This window comes from Silicimonas lutimaris (assembly GCF_047314965.1).
Taxonomy (GTDB): Bacteria; Pseudomonadota; Alphaproteobacteria; order Rhodobacterales; family Rhodobacteraceae; genus JAVJUV01.
Genome location: NZ_JBLBVK010000047.1, coordinates 46,898 through 64,957, shown reverse-complemented (window position 1 = coordinate 64,957; position 18,060 = coordinate 46,898). Strand labels below are relative to the sequence as shown.

The 18,060-nt window shown below is 59.1% G+C and carries 15 protein-coding genes; 11 read left to right on the top strand and 4 right to left on the bottom strand.

Features of this window, described 5'->3' with window-relative positions; all coding sequences use genetic code 11:
* Nucleotides 1-322 precede the first annotated feature (322 nt).
* The gene (locus ACKLNI_RS09525) at nucleotides 323-649 is read right to left on the bottom strand and encodes a DUF4342 domain-containing protein (protein WP_413718830.1); all 327 of its coding nucleotides are present in this window, start codon (nucleotides 647-649) and stop codon (nucleotides 323-325) included.
* Nucleotides 650-870: 221 nt separating this feature from the next.
* Here ACKLNI_RS09525 and ACKLNI_RS09520 point away from each other — a divergent pair, with 221 nt between their 5' ends.
* A complete protein-coding gene (locus ACKLNI_RS09520; protein ID WP_413718829.1) occupies nucleotides 871-2,544 on the top strand; it encodes a saccharopine dehydrogenase family protein in 1,674 nt (557 codons plus the stop codon).
* On the opposite strand, the gene ACKLNI_RS09515 is transcribed toward ACKLNI_RS09520, so the two are convergent.
* Nucleotides 2,505-3,629 carry a DUF6456 domain-containing protein gene (locus ACKLNI_RS09515; protein WP_413718828.1) on the bottom strand — a complete coding sequence of 375 codons (1,125 nt, stop codon included), beginning with the start codon at nucleotides 3,627-3,629 and terminating at the stop codon, nucleotides 2,505-2,507. The genes ACKLNI_RS09520 and ACKLNI_RS09515 overlap by 40 nt on opposite strands.
* A 205-nt stretch (nucleotides 3,630-3,834) precedes the next feature.
* Here ACKLNI_RS09515 and ACKLNI_RS09510 point away from each other — a divergent pair, with 205 nt between their 5' ends.
* A complete protein-coding gene (locus ACKLNI_RS09510; protein ID WP_413718827.1) occupies nucleotides 3,835-4,122 on the top strand; it encodes a DUF6477 family protein in 288 nt (95 codons plus the stop codon).
* Nucleotides 4,123-4,129: 7 nt separating this feature from the next.
* On the opposite strand, the gene ACKLNI_RS09505 is transcribed toward ACKLNI_RS09510, so the two are convergent.
* On the bottom strand, nucleotides 4,130-5,674 hold the full coding sequence (locus tag ACKLNI_RS09505) for a trimethylamine methyltransferase family protein (protein ID WP_413718950.1): 1,545 nt from the start codon (nucleotides 5,672-5,674) through the stop codon (nucleotides 4,130-4,132).
* A gap of 156 nt (nucleotides 5,675-5,830) precedes the next feature.
* Between ACKLNI_RS09505 and guaA the strand changes: the two genes are divergently transcribed.
* The 5 genes from guaA (at nucleotide 5,831) to ACKLNI_RS09480 (ending at nucleotide 11,296) form a co-directional block, all read left to right on the top strand.
* The gene (guaA, locus tag ACKLNI_RS09500) at nucleotides 5,831-7,390 is read left to right on the top strand and encodes a glutamine-hydrolyzing GMP synthase (RefSeq protein ID WP_413718826.1); all 1,560 of its coding nucleotides are present in this window, start codon (nucleotides 5,831-5,833) and stop codon (nucleotides 7,388-7,390) included.
* A gap of 169 nt (nucleotides 7,391-7,559) precedes the next feature.
* The gene (locus tag ACKLNI_RS09495; RefSeq protein WP_413718825.1) at nucleotides 7,560-8,201 is read left to right on the top strand and encodes a YdcF family protein; all 642 of its coding nucleotides are present in this window, start codon (nucleotides 7,560-7,562) and stop codon (nucleotides 8,199-8,201) included.
* Nucleotides 8,198-9,073 (top strand): DMT family transporter, encoded by an 876-nt coding sequence (locus tag ACKLNI_RS09490; protein WP_413718824.1) that lies wholly within the window; start codon nucleotides 8,198-8,200, stop codon nucleotides 9,071-9,073. The genes ACKLNI_RS09495 and ACKLNI_RS09490 overlap by 4 nt, the downstream gene beginning before the upstream one ends.
* Before the next feature lie 120 nt (nucleotides 9,074-9,193).
* Nucleotides 9,194-10,276, top strand: coding sequence for an OmpP1/FadL family transporter (locus ACKLNI_RS09485; RefSeq protein ID WP_413718823.1), 1,083 nt, complete (start codon nucleotides 9,194-9,196; stop codon nucleotides 10,274-10,276).
* A 156-nt stretch (nucleotides 10,277-10,432) separates the two neighbouring features.
* Nucleotides 10,433-11,296 carry a DEAD/DEAH box helicase family protein gene (locus ACKLNI_RS09480; protein WP_413718822.1) on the top strand — a complete coding sequence of 288 codons (864 nt, stop codon included), beginning with the start codon at nucleotides 10,433-10,435 and terminating at the stop codon, nucleotides 11,294-11,296.
* 51 nt (nucleotides 11,297-11,347) lie between these two features.
* Here ACKLNI_RS09480 and ACKLNI_RS09475 read toward each other — a convergent pair whose 3' ends face one another.
* Nucleotides 11,348-14,335, bottom strand: coding sequence for a methyl-accepting chemotaxis protein (locus ACKLNI_RS09475; RefSeq protein ID WP_413718821.1), 2,988 nt, complete (start codon nucleotides 14,333-14,335; stop codon nucleotides 11,348-11,350).
* Nucleotides 14,336-14,471: 136 nt separating this feature from the next.
* On the opposite strand from ACKLNI_RS09475, the gene metA reads away from it, so the two are divergent.
* The 4 genes from metA to ACKLNI_RS09455 all read left to right on the top strand — a co-directional run bounded on the left by metA (nucleotide 14,472) and on the right by ACKLNI_RS09455 (nucleotide 17,976).
* Nucleotides 14,472-15,410 (top strand): homoserine O-acetyltransferase MetA, encoded by a 939-nt coding sequence (gene metA / locus ACKLNI_RS09470; RefSeq protein WP_413718820.1) that lies wholly within the window; start codon nucleotides 14,472-14,474, stop codon nucleotides 15,408-15,410.
* A gap of 64 nt (nucleotides 15,411-15,474) precedes the next feature.
* A complete protein-coding gene (locus tag ACKLNI_RS09465) occupies nucleotides 15,475-16,458 on the top strand; it encodes an alpha/beta fold hydrolase (RefSeq protein WP_413718819.1) in 984 nt (327 codons plus the stop codon).
* Between the two features lie 44 nt (nucleotides 16,459-16,502).
* Entirely contained in the window at nucleotides 16,503-17,366 is an 864-nt protein-coding gene (ppk2, locus tag ACKLNI_RS09460; RefSeq protein WP_413718818.1) for a polyphosphate kinase 2, read from the top strand.
* Nucleotides 17,359-17,976, top strand: a complete 618-nt coding sequence (locus tag ACKLNI_RS09455; protein ID WP_413718817.1) for a TetR/AcrR family transcriptional regulator — start codon at nucleotides 17,359-17,361, stop codon at nucleotides 17,974-17,976. Before ppk2 ends, ACKLNI_RS09455 begins: the two co-directional genes overlap by 8 nt.
* The last annotated feature ends 84 nt before the right edge of the window (nucleotides 17,977-18,060 follow it).

Sequence of the window (18,060 nt, the reverse complement as noted above, 5' to 3'; positions counted from 1 at the left end):
GCTGGGCCGGATGTAACGCCTTCCTGCATGAAAGTCCAATGGAGAGGATGGCTGGCATGACGGGTATGCATTCGGCGCAAACTGTTGTTTTAAAGATTTTTCAGCTCGCGAGGTGTCATCCAGAAAGGAGGTTCAGGTCATCCTTCTTGCCAGAGAGTTCCTTGCCCGTGATTGCCGGGCATCCTGAACAGCAAGGACGGCAACGGGCAGACCTTTACCTCAACGCACAATCGCAGATGTGCTTCAACACAAAAACAGAAAGATGGCATCCGCCGCCACACCGCGCGTGCAGCCGGACGGCGATGTTGCGGCGGAGACCCGTTCAGGATCCCGGCTGATCGGCGCTGTCTTCGGGCTCTTCGTTGATGATCTCGACTTTCACCTTGGCTACCAGCGCGGCCAGCGCGCCGACGACGGCAAGTACGGGCGCGGCAATGACAACCGCTCCTCCAGCGATGGCGCCGTATGTCAGCGGGATCTCCAGCGCGATGTCGCCGTCAGGCTCCACGACGCGGATCTTCTTGACCTTGTTGTCCGCCGCCAATTGCTTGACGCGGGCGACAAGCTCGTCACCCTTGACCTCGATCTCTTCCTTCCAGGTCCGGGTTTTTCCTTGCTCCGGGGACGCGTTCTGTTCGTTCTCGCTCATTGGGACAATCCTTTGTTTGCTGGAATGCGCGCAGTCTGAAGTGAGGGAACTGTCATGTCCTTGACCCGGATCAAGCGAGGCGGGAGCGAAGTCAGATCGGCGAGACGTTCCCCGAAAGTCGGCGTTTCGGAGCGCCGCCGAATGCACCCGTCCGGGCAGCGGCACCTGACCGCATCGCTTCGGGAGGTGCGAGGACTAATCTCGCTGACATGCAGGAAGGAATGGAAAAGCCTGTAGTCGTCATCGGCGGCGCGGGAGTGTTCGGAAGCCGGCTGGCCGAGGGGCTGGTCCGTGATGGTGTTCCGAACGTGGTCGTCGCGGGGCGCAATTCCCAGGCCCTGCAGAAGACAGCAAAGCGCATCGGCTGCAGCTGGATCGAACTGGACCTCGACGCAGAGGATGTGACTGAACGACTTTGCGCCAAGAGGCCGTTCGTCGTGATCGACGCTGCCGGCCCGTTTCAGGCCTATGGCGGCAAGGGCGCCTATTCCTTGCCGCGCATTGCGCTGGCGGCGGGTGCTCATTACTTCGACCTATCGGACGACGCGACATTTACCGCGGGAATCGCGGAATTGGACGTGGAAGCGCGGCGGGCCGGCCTGTCTGTTCTGTCTGGTGTTTCGAGCGTGCCGGCGCTGTCTGCCGCGGCAGTCCGGGCGCTTTCGTCGGACATGACGCGGATCGACCTGATCGACAGCATGATCCTGCCGGGAAACCGCGCGCCACGGGGACGGTCGGTCATGGCTGCGATCCTGGCGCAAGCTGGCAAACCCCTTCCCCGCACGTCAGCGCGTGCCTGGCTTGGAAGTGAGAAAATCCGGATCGAACTGAAGGATGGCAGATCCATTGAACGGCTCGCAAGTCCGATCGGCGCACCTGACCTTGTCTTGATGCCAGAACGGTTTGGCTGCGACGACGTGCGTTTTCGGGCCGGGTTGGAACTGCGGCTTATGCATCGCGGGCTGGAGGCGATGTCATGGCTGGTTCGCTCAGGCTTGCTGAAATCGGCCTCACCCTTCCTGCCGATCCTGTTTCGGGTTGCGCAGTACCTGGAGCCTTTCGGAACCGACATCGGAGCAATGCGTGTGCTGGTGCGGGGGCAAACTTTTGGCGGAGATCTCGTCGAGCGTTGCTGGACACTGACGGCCAAGGCCGGCGACGGCCCACATGTTCCGGCCATTCCGGGGCGCGCGATCGTTCGCAAGCTCTTGGCTGGCGAAGTTCCTTCTGGCGCGCGGGCCTGTCTCGACGATCTGGACCTCACCGAATGCGAAACTGCGGCGCCGGAACGTGCCGTTGGCTTTGAGCGCTCCGAAATGCCCTTTGTGCCGCTCTTCAAGGGCATTCTGGGCGATGCATGGCTCCGTCTTCCGAAGGAAGTTCGGGCGCTGCATGAGGTGGCGGGGACCCGCAGTTGGAACGGAGCGGCAAAGGTCATCCGAAGCAGGAATCTCGTAAGCCAAACCGTCGCGTGGTTGTTCGGTTTTCCTCCCGAAGCCGAGGATACGCCGGTGTTCGTCACGATGCGGCGAGACGGCCGAGAAGAAATCTGGACGCGGGATTTTTCCGGGCATCGCTTCCTGTCCCATCTCCGCGCCGATCCGAGGCGACCCGGGCGCATGTGGGAACGCTTCGGCCCGTTTCGGTTCGCCATCGATTTGAAGGTGGACGAAGCCGGCCTGAGCTATCCTGTCAGCTCAGGCCGGTTCCTGGGATTTCCCATCCCGCGCGTCCTTTTGCCAAAGAGCAATACGCACGAGGCGGTTGACGATCGGGGGCGAGTCACGTTCGACGTGGCACTGTCCATGCCGGTTTTCGGCCCGGTCGTCCGATACCAGGGCTGGCTGGTGGCAGATCAGCCAATCATGGGAGACCAGGAACTGACCGTGTCGTAGTGTGTCTTCAAGCGCATCAGCGCGATCCTGAGGACGATTTTTCCTGAACGGGCGGACCAGCCCATGTGCCGTTCAACCGCTTCCATACCTTCAAGAAAGCAGCAGCATCGCAGGACAACATCGCCGAGGCCCGGCCCCAGATCCTTGAGCGCTTTCAACACCCGATCCTTTGCGGCCTCGGAACCCCCGGAACCCGAATCTGAGAAATCGCCGCGCGCGCCTCCGGTCAGGAACCTTTCCCAATTTTGCGTCACGCGCGGACCGAGTTGCGAAAGTTCGAAGTCCTCGCGCAATCGCTCGCCCGCCGCCACAAGATCAGGCTGAAGAAACGCCTGGCCATCCTTGTCCTTGCGTCGCGCCAGTATCGAGAGCGGACTCTCGGCAGCGTTGTAGCGTATGCCGTATTTCTTGTTTTTGTCCCCGGAGGCATGGCGCATGACCCAGTCCCGGTGCTGTTCGGAAGCGGGATCGGCGCCCTCGCCCATGCCGACACGCATCGCTTCCTCCTCCGCCAGAATGCGTCGAAGCGCCATTCGGCCCGGACCGCTGATCTGGTAGCGCGCGATGCGTCCTTCGCCGGTTTGGGTAAGCCAGTCCTTGAGCGCCATGGCTTCAGCAACAGCGCGGTCGACTATCGCAGTGCGGATTGTTTCTCCATCCGGCATCTCGCGGACCACCACCGCTTTTTCCATGTCGCGAGCAATGGCCAGACTGGCCCCTCGCTCGTTCATCCGTCGAAGGACCCGGGATGCAGTCGTCCGGAATTCCTGGTCGTCAGGAAGTGAGTTTTCGTGAACCGTTTCGCCTATCGTCATGGCCTTTGTCGCCCCTTCTGATGCTGTGCCAGTTGTGAAGGGCATGCGCTTGTCCCGAAGCCGGCTAAGTGCCAAGTCCACGAGCAGGTCCTCACGCCTTTGCTCTGTGCGCCGCACCTGCCTGAGAACAGTCGAGGCATGGCATCCGGCCTGTCGAGCGATGGACCTGATAGAGTGTCCTGCTTCGACATGAGCGAGATACCTGCGAGCCTCGTCAGGGACCCAATCCGGCATAGAGGACGACTTCTGGACATTCGTTTCGGCGAGCACAATTTCCCTCCTAACGCCGCAATTGATGGGATGAACAAATGCAACCTGAGATTGTATTTGTTACCAGACAGTTAATCTTGCGGCGAGGACGAGGATTGAGGGCAATTGTAAATATTGAGAAATTCGTCCGAACGCTCTGAAGCGATGCACCGCAACACCCGCATAGGTTGTGTACCCTGCAAGGCGAAAACCGCAGGAGACCACCATGAACGACGCCTTCAGCATTCTCGGCAGACTCAAGAGACCCCGGCTATTGGTTCGTGCCGCGCACCTTGGGCTTGAAGATTACAACCGTGAACGAAGCCTCCGGCAACTTCTTCCGGACGGAACAGGTTCGACAGGCAGCGAAACGTTCAGAATGTTGATCGAACACGAGGCAGATTTGGATTCCAACCGCGTGTCCGGCGACGCGACCTACTCGGCCGCGCGTCATATAGAAACCCTGGCCGCGCTTATTTTCGAAGCGCGACTGTTGCGGATATCTGCACTCTAGCGGTTGTTCAGGTGAACGCGTCCGGAACAGACGCCTTCTTGCGGGCGACATAGCTCGCAAGCCCTTCCGCTATGCCCGGATCGATAGGCGGCGCCTGATACTCTCCGAGCATGCGGGCGACCTTGGCCGACGCCAAAGCAACGGTATCTCTTTCGCCTTCGTCGGCCCATGTCTCGAACGGTTTGTAGTCGAGCAGACCAGTCCGCCAGAACGCGTCCTTGAAGTTGGCCTGTGTGTGGGCGCACCCAAGATAATGCCCCCCCGGCCCCACTTCGCGGATCGCATCCATCGCCTGGGCGTTCTCCGAGACATCAACGCCCTTCGCGAGGTGATGAAGCACCCCAAGCTGATCGGCATCCATGACGAATTTCTCGAAACTCGCCACCAATCCGCCTTCCAGCCATCCGGCGGCGTGAAGCATGAAGTTGACGCCGGACAAGAGCCCCATGTTCAGACTGTTGGAACTTTCGTAGGCAGCCTGTGCATCCGGGAGTTTCGATCCGCAGAATGCACCCGCGGAGCGGTACGGCAGACCCAATCTGCGCGCCAGTTGCCCCATGCCGTAGGTGATCTGCGCGGCCTCGGGAGTGCCAAAGGTCGGCGCCCCGGAATTCATGTCGATCGACGTCACGAAGGCGCCGGCGATGACCGGTGCGCCAGGACGGACAAGCTGCGAATAGGCGACGCCTGCCAGAACCTCGGCAAGAACCTGGGTGAGCGTGCCGGCCACGCTGACGGGCGCCATCGCTCCGCCCACGATGAACGGCGAAATGATCGCTGCCTGGTTTGCGCGGGCATAGACCTCGAGTGCGCCCATCATGGTGCGGTCGAACGTCAGCGGCGAGTTTATGTTGATAAGCGACGTCATCACCGTGTTTTCAGCCACGAAATCCTTGCCAAAAAGAATCTCGCACATCTCGACGGAGTCCGCTGCCCGCTCGGGTTCGGTAACCGAGCCCATGAAAGGCTTGTCCGACAGGGTCATGTGGGCGTGCAGCATGTCGAGATGCCGTTTGTTGACGGCGATATCGGTCGGTTCGCACACGGTACCGCCGGAATGGTGCAGCCACTTGGACATGTAGGTGAGCTTCACGAAGGTGCGGAAGTCTGCCATTGTCGCATAGCGGCGACCGCCGGTGACATCGCGGACGAAGGGTGGACCGTAGACCGGAGCAAGCACGAGGCTGTTTCCACCGATCGTGACGTTGCGCTCGGGATTTCTGGCGTGCTGGATGTAGCTGGACGGGGCGGTCTTGCAGAGTTCGCGTGCCAGACCTTTCGGAAGCCGGACACGTTCGCCATCGACGCTGGCCCCGGCGTCTTTCCAAAGCTTGAGCGCTGCGGGGTTCTCGACGAAATTGACGCCGATCTCCTCAAGGACGATGTCGGCGTTGGTCTCGATGATCTCGATGGCCTCAGCGTTCAGAATGTCCAGATTCGGGATGTTTCTTTCAATGAAACGCGCCGCTTCGATGCGCACCGCTGTGCGCTCCGCCCGCCGAGCGGCACCGCCGCCACCTCGCGCCCTGCGACGTTCACCTACATCACCCATGCCCGTATGCTCCGAAAAGGCCTTGTCCCTGCCTTCAAATACACCATGGGACGGCACGCCCCGGACGAATAACGTCAGATCCGGTGCGAAACCGACATTTGCCCCGACGCCGCGATCCATCTTGCACCTATTGCGGGTCCCTCGTATGTCGCTGGCATGACCCAGCACGACCGTCTTCTCATCATCGACTTCGGCAGCCAGGTGACGCAATTGATCGCCCGGCGTCTTCGCGAGCTGAATGTCTATTGCGAAATCCATCCCTATCAGAATGTCAGCGACGAATTCCTGAAAGATTTCGCACCAAAGGCGATCATCTTTTCGGGCGGTCCCGACAGCGTGATGCGCGAGGGCAGCCCAAGACCGCCCAAGGCGGCGTACGAGTTGGGCGTGCCGATTCTCGGCATTTGTTACGGTCAGCAGGTCATGATGCATGATCTGGGCGGTCGGGTCGAAGCAGGCGAGCACGCCACTGCGGAGTTCGGGCGCGCCTATGTGACGCCGGCCGGAGCGGACATTCCGCTGCTGAATGGATGGTATGAGGCCGGTCGCGAGCAGGTTTGGATGAGCCACGGCGATCATGTCGCTGAAATTGCACCGGGATTCGAGGTTTACGGCACTTCTCCCGGCGCGCCTTTCGCGATCACGGCGGATACATCGCGCAATTTCTTCGCGGTGCAGTTCCACCCGGAAGTACACCACACGCCGAACGGCGCGAAGCTCTACGAGAATTTCGTTCGGCTAGCCGGATTCGGCGGCGACTGGACGATGGGCGCCTACCGCGAGGAAGCAGTTGCCCGGATTCGGGATCAGGTCGGCGATGCCAAGGTGATTTGCGCGCTTTCGGGCGGTGTCGATTCTTCTGTCGCCGCGGCTCTTATCCACGAGGCGATCGGCGACCAGCTGACCTGCGTTTTCGTCGACCACGGCCTGTTGCGACTGAACGAGGCGGAAGAGGTCGTCGGCATGTTCCGAGACCACATGAACCTCTCCGTGATCCACGCGCAGGAGCAGGAATTGTTCCTGGGCCGCCTGGAGGGCGTCAGCGACCCCGAGACCAAACGCAAGATCATCGGCGGACTCTTCATCGACGTGTTCCAGAAATATGCCGACCAGATCGAGGGAGCGGCCTTTCTGGCGCAAGGAACATTGTATCCGGATGTTATTGAATCCGTGAGTTTTTCCGGCGGACCCTCGGTGACGATCAAGTCGCACCATAACGTCGGAGGTCTGCCCGAGAAGATGGGCCTGAAGCTGGTCGAGCCCCTTCGGGAACTGTTCAAGGACGAGGTGCGGGCTTTGGGCCACGAACTGGGCCTGCCCGATCATTTCATTGGACGCCACCCCTTCCCCGGCCCCGGACTTGCGATTCGCTGCCCGGGCGAAATCACCCGGGAGAAGCTGGAAATCCTGCGCAAGGCCGACGCGGTTTATATCGACCAGATTCGGAAGCATGGGCTTTACGACGAGATCTGGCAGGCCTTCGTCGCCATCCTTCCGGTTCGGACGGTTGGTGTCATGGGGGACGGGCGAACCTATGACTATGCCTGCGCACTTCGAGCCGTGACTTCGGTGGACGGGATGACAGCGGATTACTATCCGTTCAGTCATGAGTTCCTCGGCGAGACCGCGACGCGGATCATCAACGAGGTCAAGGGCATCAACCGGGTGACGTATGACATCACATCCAAGCCGCCGGGAACGATCGAGTGGGAATAAGCGCGATAAGCGTGGGTCAATTGTGCCGCAGTGAGCATATCTGCCACGGGTTGTGAACAGTTTGATGTTTACACGTCGAGGCACTTTGGCGCTTTGGGTTGCTTTGTTAATGTTTCATAAATCAACCTGAACACGTCCTTAGCGGGACATTGAGCACAGGAACTTTGGTATGAAACTCGTTCGCTGGATTGTCGCCATAGTTGTGTTGTCGATCTGGGCAGCATTGATTGGAACGGCCCTCTACGTCGCGCTCTACGAACCGTCGGAAGAAGTGCCGTCTGGCGAGGCGATCATAGCGCTGGCCGGAAACGCCGGGAAGACCGGCGTTGTAACCGGAGAGACCGAGGCTCGCATCAAGCGAGCCGTCGAACTTTATGAGGCCGGAGCGGCGCCGCTGATTGTTGTGACTGGCGGGACAGGTCAGGCAGACGGCCCCTCGGTTGCTGAGGCCATGCGGGACTTCGCCTTGGCCGCCGGCGTGCCCGAAGACGCGATCCTGATGGAAGACGCGTCCCACTCCACTTTGCAGAATGCTCTCTTCACGGCCGATCTGAGCGAATTGGACAAATCGAAACCTGTCATCATCGTGACCCACCGCTATCACCTGCCCCGCGCTAATGCATCTTTCCGCTGGGCAGGCTTCGAAAACGTCGCGAATGCGGCAGCGGACAACGTCTCAGGCTTCCTTCTTACCGAAGGCTTGCTTTGGGAGGCCGTGAAATGGCCCCTGAACATCGTGCGCGCAGCAGCGGCAAGCGCCGCCATGGCGGGTGACGTGCCTCGCGAGAACTTCGTGAAGTACCTCGAATGACCGAAGGGTCGCGGCCGCTTTTGGCCGCGGCCTGGATGACGGGGGCAATCATCTCGTTCTCATCCATGGCCGTTGCAGGTCGTGCGCTTAGCGGGGAACTCGATACATTCGAAATGATGATGTACCGCTCGTTCATCGGATTGGCGGTCGTCTTGGTTTTTGGTCTCTCCACCGGCAAATTGCGCGAGGTTCGTTTCGATCGTCTGCCGCTTCACCTTCTACGAAACATTGCGCATTTCACAGGCCAGAACCTTTGGTTCTACTCCCTTACCCTGATCACGCTCGCCCAGGTGTTCGCTCTGGAGTTCACCTCGCCGATCTGGGTCGTTGTCTTTGCGGTTCTCTTCCTTGGAGAAAAACTGACGCGGGTGCGGACGCTGGCCGTGGTTCTGGGGTTTCTGGGAGCCTTGGCGGTGGCGCGCCCCGGCGCGGGCGGCGACCCCCTGGGGCTCGCCCTGGCTGCATCTTCCGCGCTTGGCTTCGCCTGCTCTATCGTTTGCACGAAACTTTTGACGCGGACGGAGACCATCCTCGGCATTTTGTTCTGGCTGACCGCAATGCAGGCGGTGATGGGGTTGATTGCGACGGGATGGGACGGGGACATCGCCTGGCCGTCAGCCGCGGCCTGGCCCTGGGTCGCGCTGATTGGATGCGCCGGCCTCGTTGCGCACACCTGTCTGACGAACGCGCTTGCCGTCGCGCCCGCAACAGTTGTCACGCCGATGGATTTTCTGCGGCTACCAGTGATCGCCCTGGTCGGAATGTTGTTCTATGGCGAACCTTTGGATGTCTGGGTTTTCGCGGGCGCTGCCCTGATTTTTGGCGGCAACTACCTGAATATATGGTCGGAATCACGTCGACATCGAGGTTGATGTCTCTTTTGTGACGCTACGGCAAAACCAGAAAGTAACGCTCCGTCAATAATTGACGCTCCCGTGGTCGTTTCACTAACGTGCGCGAACTTTTTTCGTCTTTCAGGGAGGGGACCCCACATGAAGACACTATTGCTTTCGACTGTCGCTATGTCGATGGTTACCAGTGTTGCGTATGCCGGCGGCGTCGAACGCTCGAACCAATCGGTCGCTGTGCTTTTCGAAAAAGGCCGTTATCTGGAACTCGGTCTTGGCACGGCGGATCCTTCAGTTTCGGGCTCGATTGGCACATTTCAGTCCGGCGATATGACAGAAAGATTCCTGAACTTCGGGGCGGCCTACAAAGCCGACCTCAACGAGACGTGGTCTTACGCAATTATTTACAACCAGCCCTTTGGCGCGAATGTCTCCTATCCGCTGGTTGCCTACCCATTTGCTGGCTCAACAGCAGAACTGACGTCCCACGCATTGACCGGAATGCTGCAATACAACCTGCCCTCCAATGTCAGCTTTTACGCTGGCATCCGAGCGCAGTCTCTTGAAGCTCAGGCTTCAGTTAACGCCGTACCTTCCTTCAGCGGCTACAACGCAACTACGGAGCGGGACTTCCGGTTAGGATATCTCGTCGGGGCTGCGTACGAACGGCCAGACATCGCTCTGCGGGTATCCCTGACCTACAATTCGGCAATCGATCATAAGCTGGACACTGTGGAAACCGGGTTCACGCCATCGCCCGTGCCCTCTGTGACGAACATCACGACACCGCAGTCTTTGCATCTGGAATTCCAAACCGGTATCGCCGCGGACACCCTGCTCTTCGGCGGAATTCGCTGGGTCGACTGGACCGAATTCGATATTTCGCCCGCTGTTTACTCCAGCCCGCTCGCCGTGAATGCGCCGCTGGTCAGCTATGCGGATGACCGCACGACGTTCACTCTGGGCGTCGGGCGCCGCCTGAACGAAACATGGTCGGTCGCGGCCTCCGTAAGCTACGAAGAGCATACCGGTAGCTTGACCGGAAACCTCGGCCCCACCGACGGGCTTCTCGGGGTTACCCTTGGCGGGTCCTACACCAAAGACAACATGAAGATCACAGGCGGAGTCAGTTATATCGATATCGGTAATGCGACCACGACCGCCAGCGCCAACTTCACCGGCAACAGCGCTGTTGGTGTAGGTCTGAAAGTCGGCTATACATTCTGAACGTGCGCAAACACGGCTGATGGGCCCCGCGTTCGCACGGGGTCATGTTATTAGCTGCCCTATTTCGCCACAGGTTTCCATTTTGAGGGATTGTCCGATTGACCCGCTGCAGTCGGCAACGTAACCCATCCGCTGCAAGCGGGAGACCAAATCGCGATGATTTACGGAAGCGCGGATGAGTGGCGGGAAGCGCCCTCGAAACGGATCATGCTGTTCGGCATGTCCGGACTTGGTAAAACGCATATCTCCAACCTTCTCAGGGCCGAGGGCGGCTGGTTCCACTATTCGGTCGACTACCGCATTGGCACCCGCTACATGGGCGAACATATCGCGGACAACTTCAAGCGCGAAGCCATGAAGGTGCCGCTTCTACGCGAACTGCTGATGTCGGACTCGGTTCACATCGTTTCGAACATCACCTTCAACAATCTCGCACCACTTTCGACTTACCTGGGGAAACCGGGTGATCCCGACAAGGGCGGCGTGCCCTGGGAGGAATACCTGCGGAGACAGGAGCAACACCGCGTGGCTGAAACCGCCGCGATGCTCGACACCGCGCATTTCATCCGGCGAGCGAGTGAGCTTTACGGGTACGAAAACTTCATCTGCGACACCTCGGGGTCCATCTGTGAGATCGTTGATCCGCATGACCCGAACGATCCTGTTCTGTCGGCGCTTGGGCACAATCTTCTGATGATTTGGATCGAAGGTTCCGAGGCGCATACGCAGGAACTCGTTCGCCGGTTCGATCGTGCACCGAAGCCGATGTGCTATCAGCAGGACTTCCTGGAAGACGCCTGGGCGGAGTACCTGACCTTGAAAAAGGTGCCAGCCTCAAAAGTTGACCCGGATGATTTCGTACGCTGGACGTATGCGCGTGCGCTGGCGCACCGCCAGCCCCGTTATCGCGCCATGGCCGAGAACTGGGGGATAACGATCGCCGCCGATGACATTGCCAAGGTACGTCATCAGACTGACATGATAGAACTTGTCGCGCACACGATAGAAAGTTCGCGGTAAGCGTCCCCCCGCAGAGTTCGCCCAGAAAACCGTTTAGTACCACTCCGAGTGTCATACAGCCGCGCGGGCCGTCACGCCTTGGCGTTCGAAACGGCTCTGACCGTCCTGGTTGCCCCGGACTATGAACTTGCCCGCAGTCTCTGTCAGACGTTCGGATTCGAGAAGCAGAGCCTGAGTTGCCGCAGTCGTTTCCTCGGCCATTGCGGCATTGTGCTGCGTCGTCTGATCCAGGTTGTTCAAGGCCGAGTTGATTTCGCCAAGACCGTGCGATTGTTCAGTCGAAGCCTCGGCAATTTGACGGACGTCGTCAGAAATCTGAACAACTGACGTCGCGATCTTTTCCAGAGCCGATGCAACATCCCCCACAAGTGTTACGCCGCGCTTTACGGTATCGCTCGAGACAGTGATCAAGGATGTTATCTCATTCGACGCATCGAGGCAGCGCTGTGCCAGCGCGCGAACCTCGGAAGCCACTACGGCGAAACCTCTCCCAGCCTCACCTGCCCTCGCCGCTTCGACGCCGGCGTTCAGTGCCAGAAGATTCGTCTGGAAGGCGATATCGTCGATGACCCCGATGATTTTCGAAACTTCCAGAGAGGAAGACTCGATCTCTTCCATTGCCGACGCCGCCTCACGGACAACGGCGCCGCTGGCCTCCGCACTTGCGCGCGCTTCCTCGGCTACGATCGCGGCGTTTTCGGCACCTTTGGATGACGAAGCGACCGAGGCCGTGAGTTCACCCATCGCGGCGGCCGTCTGTTCCAACGTCGCCGCCTGGGATTCCGTACGCCGCGACAATTCCGATACCGCGGAGTTGATCCCGCCTGCCTCGGAGCCGATCAGCTGAGCATTTTCAATCACAAAAGTCACAGTCTCGCGCAGACGTTCGACTGTAACGTTGAAATCGTGGCGGAGAGGTTCGTACTCCTGCGCGAACACCGTCTCGATCTCTACGGTAAGGTCCCCTCCAGACAAGCGCTTCAACTCGTGGCTTAATGCATCGACCACATGAGCCATGTCCGCTGCGACCCGCGCCTCTCGAGCCGAAGCCTCGGCCTTTTCCAATTGGGCTTCGGAGACGTCATTCCCTATAAGAAGAAACCCTTTCGCCACCCCGTCCTGATCAGGAATCGGGCTGAAACTGCCTTCTATGATCCGGCTTCCGCTTTGAGCTTTCATGCGGAAGAGGCCAGACGTCCCGCGACCGCCCAATGCCGCGGTCCAGATGTCGTGTTCCTCGCTTCCTTCCATGGAAATCAACTTACGGCCCGGCCGCCCAAGGAGAGATGCTTCCTCTTCCCCTACTGCTTCGCAACACCGTGCATTTGCTGACTGCACCGCGCCATCGACATCCATCTCCATGCGGATTTGTTGCGCATCGATGGCCTGAAGAACGGTTTCACTCATCATCTGGAAAGTCTGGTTCTTCATATCCAGAACATATCCGATCGGAGACCCGTCCTTTGCCCGAACAAGATCTATCAGCAAACCTACGTAGCTGTTGCCAACTGGCAGCTTTCTCTTGATTGGCAGCCTCTCGTGATTACGGACCGCGGCACGGATTTCCGCTGGTGGAAAAGATAGCGAGGCAAGCTCGGCGCCCAGAACATCAGCATGAGATAGTTCCTTTGCACTTACGCCGAAATCGGCGTTGTTTTCATTCACAAGACGGAAAAACGCATTGTTGGCTCCGACGATCTGAAGCTCGAGATCCGTCAGCAGCATCGGGGCGCCGGTTGACTCGAATGCCGCGCTCTTGAAGGCCGCATCGCGAGCTGTACGATCCGATTCAGCAAGCTGAAGGCGAAAGGCGTCCAGCGCTCGCGCGATCCCTCCGATCTCGTCGCCCCTTGCCTTCGCCGGGATCTCGACGTCGTAGTCCTTTGCGGAAATCCTGTCGACGGCCAGGTTGAGACCCTGAAGAGGTGTGCTGAGACTTCGGGAAAAGACGATTGCAACCAGAGTGGCCACGCTGAGCGCCACAGCACTGACCAACAGCATTGTGTCCCGATTGCGCTTCACCTGAGCGAAGAGTTCCTCGGTTTCCTGCTGAACGATGATGATCCAGCCCGTTCGAAGTGTCTGTAAAGGCGCGTAATAGCCCGTAAACTCGACCCCATCGTTGTTGAGATATCGCGCCATGCCCGATCGACCGGCGGCACCTTCCGTCAGTGCGACGCCGTCAAAGCGTCGGTTCAGCACGTCATCCTCTTCCGTCAGATGAGAGTCCGTGCGCAACAAGCCGTCTCTGCCAACCACGATGGCCTCTCCGGTCGATCCAATGCCTGATGCATGCCCCACGGCAGCGTTCATAACATCGATCGGCATCTGGTAGGCGAGCACGCCGAGCTGCGTTCCGTCTTCGGAAAACACAGGCCTCCCTACAAAAGCCGCCGGCGCATTCGCACTCGGAGCATAAGGCGCGAAGTCTATGAACGCCGTCGGATCACTGCCGGATAGCGCCTTCGCAGCCCGAAACACATCGCCAAGACCGGATTTGGCCCATTCGCCGTTCATGAGATTGGTGGCGTAGTCCAATTCCTTGAAGACGCTGTAGACAAGGTTTCCATCCATATCGAAAAGGAAGATGTCGTAGTAGCCCATCGCATCCTGAAGCGCGTCGAATTTCCCGTGAAACCGGTGATGAACGCGGTCATATTCCGTCCCGTTCCCGACGCTGAGGAGCTTGTCTTTCTGTCCGAGCGGATTGGGGTTGTTGGAGATGTAGTCAGCCTGCAACTGGCTGAGCGGATTTTCCATACGCCGAAATGCCCCGGCAAAGGCCGCGAGGGCTTCGGCAACGAATGGGTGCGACGCCTGCAAATGCAGGTCGCGATCGATGCTTGCGAGTTCCTGTTCGAATTCGAAGGCCTGCAGTCGAGCGACACCTTCGAGCCTGTCCGCAGCCTCTCCCTCGATCGCGGAGCGCAGCGAAGTGTAGCTGAGAGCGCTCATCGTCAGCACGTTTGCCGTCACAAACCCGGCCATAACCAAGGTCAGCTTTTTACCCAGTTTCAACTTGCTGAAGATTTTGAACATGTCTCTTCCCGCCTTCAAAAACCCAGGTTTGTCTATCGGCGATGGGTGAATACTTCGTTGAGACGAATTCGCGGTCGGGCTTGAGTATGGAGCCAGTGCTGGCTATCTCGGAGTTTCCGTTCCGGAGAATGACGACATGCCGATCAAATTGCCTTCGAACCTGCCCGCTTTCGACGTTCTGACGCGTGAAGGTGTGATGGTCATGCCGGAGGACGCAGCCGAGCATCAGGATATCCGTCCGCTCAAGATCGGACTGCTGAACCTGATGCCCAAGAAGATCCAGACGGAGAACCAGTTCGCGCGACTGATCGGTGCGACCCCCCTGCAGATCGACTTCCGTCTGATCCGTATGTCCGAACACGAGACCAAGAACACGGCCGCCGAACACATGGCCGAATTCTATCGTCCGTTTCAGGAAATCAAGGACGAGAAATTCGACGGGCTGATCATTACCGGCGCGCCGATCGAGCACCTTCCATTCGAAGAGGTGACATACTGGGACGAATTGAAGGAGGTGATGGACTGGACACAGACCAACGTCCATATGACCTTCGGCGTTTGCTGGGGCGGCATGGCAATGGCCTATCATTTTCATGGGCTTGAGAAGCACATGCTGCCGCACAAGGCGTTCGGATGTTTCCGGCACCAGAACCTCTCGCCTGCGTCGCCCTATCTGCGCGGGTTTTCGGATGATTTCGTCATTCCGGTGAGCCGCTGGACTGAAATGCGCCAGTCGGAAATCGATGGCATTCCAGAACTCTCGACGCTTCTCGGTTCCGAAGAAGTTGGACCGTGCTTGATCGAGGACACCGACCACAGGGCGCTCTACATATTCAATCACTTCGAATACGACAGCGGCACGCTCAAGGAAGAATACGACCGAGACGTTTCAAACGGCACGCCGATCAATGTGCCTATGAACTATTATCCGGGCGACGATCCCTCGATGACGCCGCAGAACCGCTGGCGCAGTCACGGCCATCTTCTGTACGGGAACTGGGTCAGCGAGATGTATCTGACCACACCGTTCGACCAGTCTCTGATCGGCCAGTCCAGCACGGACCTGCGCAAGTGAGCAGTCTGGAGGAACAGGCGCATCGCGCTAGGTTCCCGACGATGTTCAACCAGACCCAAACAGAATGCGTCGTCTTACCTTGCTGACCACGGCTGCAGTCCTGTCGGCTTCTGCCTGCGCGTTCTGGTATATTGCCGACCGGCGCGCCGACTTGCGAGAGGCCGAGATCGAGGCGCGCAATCCGCCGCTTGGCGAAACCGTCGTCGTTGACGGTCGCCGGGTGCATGTCGACATACAAGGCCAGGGACCGGATGTCGTGCTGATCCACGGTGCAGGCGGCACGTACCGGGATTTCACTTTTGATCTGACTGAGAGACTGGCCCGGGACTACCGGGTTTTGTCGTTCGACCGCCCGGGCTTCGGGTGGAGCGAGCGGATCAGTGAAGACCTGAACGGACCATTGAGCAATGGCGCGGAAAGTCCCATCCAGCAGGCGCGACACCTCGCACAGGCGGCCAGACAGTTGGGCGCGGACCGCCCCCTGATCGTCGGGCACTCCTATGGCGGTGCCGTGGCGATGGGCTGGGCACTGGAAGAGCCTGCCGCGGGTATCGTCATTCTTTCAGGAGCCACCATGCCATGGCCAGGTAGCGTCGATTGGACCTACCGGGTACTGGGCTCGCGCGCCGGGGGCCTGGCCTTGCCGCCATTCGTTTCGGCACTCGTGCCGCAGAGCTATGTTCAGAACGCGCTGAGCGGGGTTTTTGCGCCGCAACCCGTGCCTGAGGGCTATCTGGCCAAGGCCGGCATCATGATGGCGACACGAATAGACACTTTGCGGGCCAATGCTCGTCAGGTGAATGCACTTCGACCGCATGTCTTGGAGATGTCGCGCCGCTATCCGGAGATCAGCATACCTGTAGAGATCCTGCATGGCACCGAAGATCGCACAGTATATGCGGAGGTTCATGCCGAACCTCTGGCCACGCTGTTGCCGAACGCTTCACTGACCATTCTGGAAGGCATCGGTCATATGCCGCATCATGGCGCAACGGACGATGTTATCGAAGCGATCCACCGCGCAGCCTCACGTGCCGGATTGCGCTAAGCCATCGCCGCGCTTAGGTTCCCTCAAAAGTGAAAGAGCATAACATGACCCTTCCTTTCGACGGCGCAATCTCATCCTTCTATGAGAACGAGGCTCCATCCGATGTTCGCGAGGCCATCGCGGCAGCGGACAAGAATGAGATTCTTTCCAAGTCCTTCCCCTATTCGGAAGAAATGAAATCAAAGGACTACGAGGAGGAGATCGCGGCACTTCAGCTTGAGCTCGTGCGCCTGCAGGCCGATGCAAGGGAGACCGGGAAACGCATCGTCGTGGTGTTCGAGGGGCGCGATGCGGCCGGCAAGGGCGGGACGATCAAGAGGTTCCGCGAGAACCTCAATCCTCGCGGGGCGCGGGTCGTGGCCCTGTCGAAACCGACAGAACGCGAACAGGGCGAGTGGTATTTCCAGCGCTATGTCGACCACCTGCCAACCTCTGGCGAGATCGTCCTGTTCGACAGATCCTGGTATAATCGCGCCGTCGTCGAGCATGTATTCGGGTTCTGCACCCCGAAGCAGAGAGAGCACTTTTTTCGCCAGGTTCCGGAGTTCGAGGACATGCTGGTGGATGAAGGCATCACTCTCCGCAAGCTTTGGCTGAATGTCGGACGCGCCGAACAGTTGCGCCGATTTCTGAAGCGCGAGAAAGATCCTCTGAAGCAATGGAAACTCTCCTGGATCGATGTTGAAGGCCTGAAGAAATGGGATGCCTATACCGCTGCCATCGCCGAGACCCTCGACCGGTCGCACAACGATGCGGCACCGTGGACGGTCATCCGCTCGGATGACAAGAAGCGTGCCCGTCTTCAGGCAATCCGCGCGGTGCTGAACGGGCTTGATTATGCCGGCAAGGGCAAGGTTGCGGCTCCCGATGCCAAACTCTGTGGTGGGCCGGACATCTGGAATGCCTAAGCGCGGATATCACCACGGCAACCTGAGGCAGGCGCTTGTCGACGCCGCGCTGGACCTGATCGAGGAGAAGGGTCCGACAGGCTTTACGTTGTCCGAGGCGGCCAAGGAAGCCGGGGTTACCCCCGCCGCGGTCTACCGGCATTTCGAGGGGCGCGAGGATCTGATCGCGGAAGCTGCGCGCCAAGGGTACGAGATTTTCGCCGAGCTGATGGAATACGCCTTCGAAACAGGACAGCCTTCCGCCCTAGCCTCATTCGAGGCCACCGGGAGGGCCTACCTTGCATTTGCGCGGCGACATCCTGGCCACTACGTCGCTATGTTCGAAAGCGGTGTGTCGATCAACCGGACACCCGAACTGGCTCTGGTCGCGAAACGCGCGTTCAACGTCCTGGAAAGGGCCGCCGCAGAGCTTTCGAAACACATTCCTCCCGAAAAACGGCCGCCACCCCAGATGTTTTCGGCACATATCTGGGCACTCTCTCACGGCGTCGTCGAACTCTTCGCTCGGGGTTCCCCGGGGACCAAGTCGCCGTTCCCCCCCGAAGACCTTCTGGAAACGGGGATTGGCATCTATCTCCGCGGTCTCGGACTGATCCCGGGAGACGACTGACAAACGGTGAAAAAACCCGGAAAGGCCGACTCTCGGCCAAAATTTTATCATTTTTTAAGAGTAGAAAGATCAAGTTATTAGTTT

What these genes read in the sequence shown, in the direction of transcription:
- ACKLNI_RS09525 (WP_413718830.1), bottom strand. Translation starts at nt 649, where the DNA reads ATGAGCGAGAACGAACAGAACGCGTCCCCGGAGCAAGGAAAAACCCGG.
- ACKLNI_RS09520 (WP_413718829.1), top strand. Translation starts at nt 871, where the DNA reads ATGGAAAAGCCTGTAGTCGTCATCGGCGGCGCGGGAGTGTTCGGAAGC.
- ACKLNI_RS09510 (WP_413718827.1), top strand. Translation starts at nt 3,835, where the DNA reads ATGAACGACGCCTTCAGCATTCTCGGCAGACTCAAGAGACCCCGGCTA.
- ACKLNI_RS09505 (WP_413718950.1), bottom strand. Translation starts at nt 5,674, where the DNA reads ATGGGTGATGTAGGTGAACGTCGCAGGGCGCGAGGTGGCGGCGGTGCC.
- guaA (WP_413718826.1), top strand. Translation starts at nt 5,831, where the DNA reads ATGACCCAGCACGACCGTCTTCTCATCATCGACTTCGGCAGCCAGGTG.
- ACKLNI_RS09495 (WP_413718825.1), top strand. Translation starts at nt 7,560, where the DNA reads ATGAAACTCGTTCGCTGGATTGTCGCCATAGTTGTGTTGTCGATCTGG.
- ACKLNI_RS09490 (WP_413718824.1), top strand. Translation starts at nt 8,198, where the DNA reads ATGACCGAAGGGTCGCGGCCGCTTTTGGCCGCGGCCTGGATGACGGGG.
- ACKLNI_RS09485 (WP_413718823.1), top strand. Translation starts at nt 9,194, where the DNA reads ATGAAGACACTATTGCTTTCGACTGTCGCTATGTCGATGGTTACCAGT.
- ACKLNI_RS09480 (WP_413718822.1), top strand. Translation starts at nt 10,433, where the DNA reads ATGATTTACGGAAGCGCGGATGAGTGGCGGGAAGCGCCCTCGAAACGG.
- ACKLNI_RS09475 (WP_413718821.1), bottom strand. Translation starts at nt 14,335, where the DNA reads ATGTTCAAAATCTTCAGCAAGTTGAAACTGGGTAAAAAGCTGACCTTG.
- metA (WP_413718820.1), top strand. Translation starts at nt 14,472, where the DNA reads ATGCCGATCAAATTGCCTTCGAACCTGCCCGCTTTCGACGTTCTGACG.
- ACKLNI_RS09465 (WP_413718819.1), top strand. Translation starts at nt 15,475, where the DNA reads ATGCGTCGTCTTACCTTGCTGACCACGGCTGCAGTCCTGTCGGCTTCT.
- ppk2 (WP_413718818.1), top strand. Translation starts at nt 16,503, where the DNA reads ATGACCCTTCCTTTCGACGGCGCAATCTCATCCTTCTATGAGAACGAG.
- ACKLNI_RS09455 (WP_413718817.1), top strand. Translation starts at nt 17,359, where the DNA reads ATGCCTAAGCGCGGATATCACCACGGCAACCTGAGGCAGGCGCTTGTC.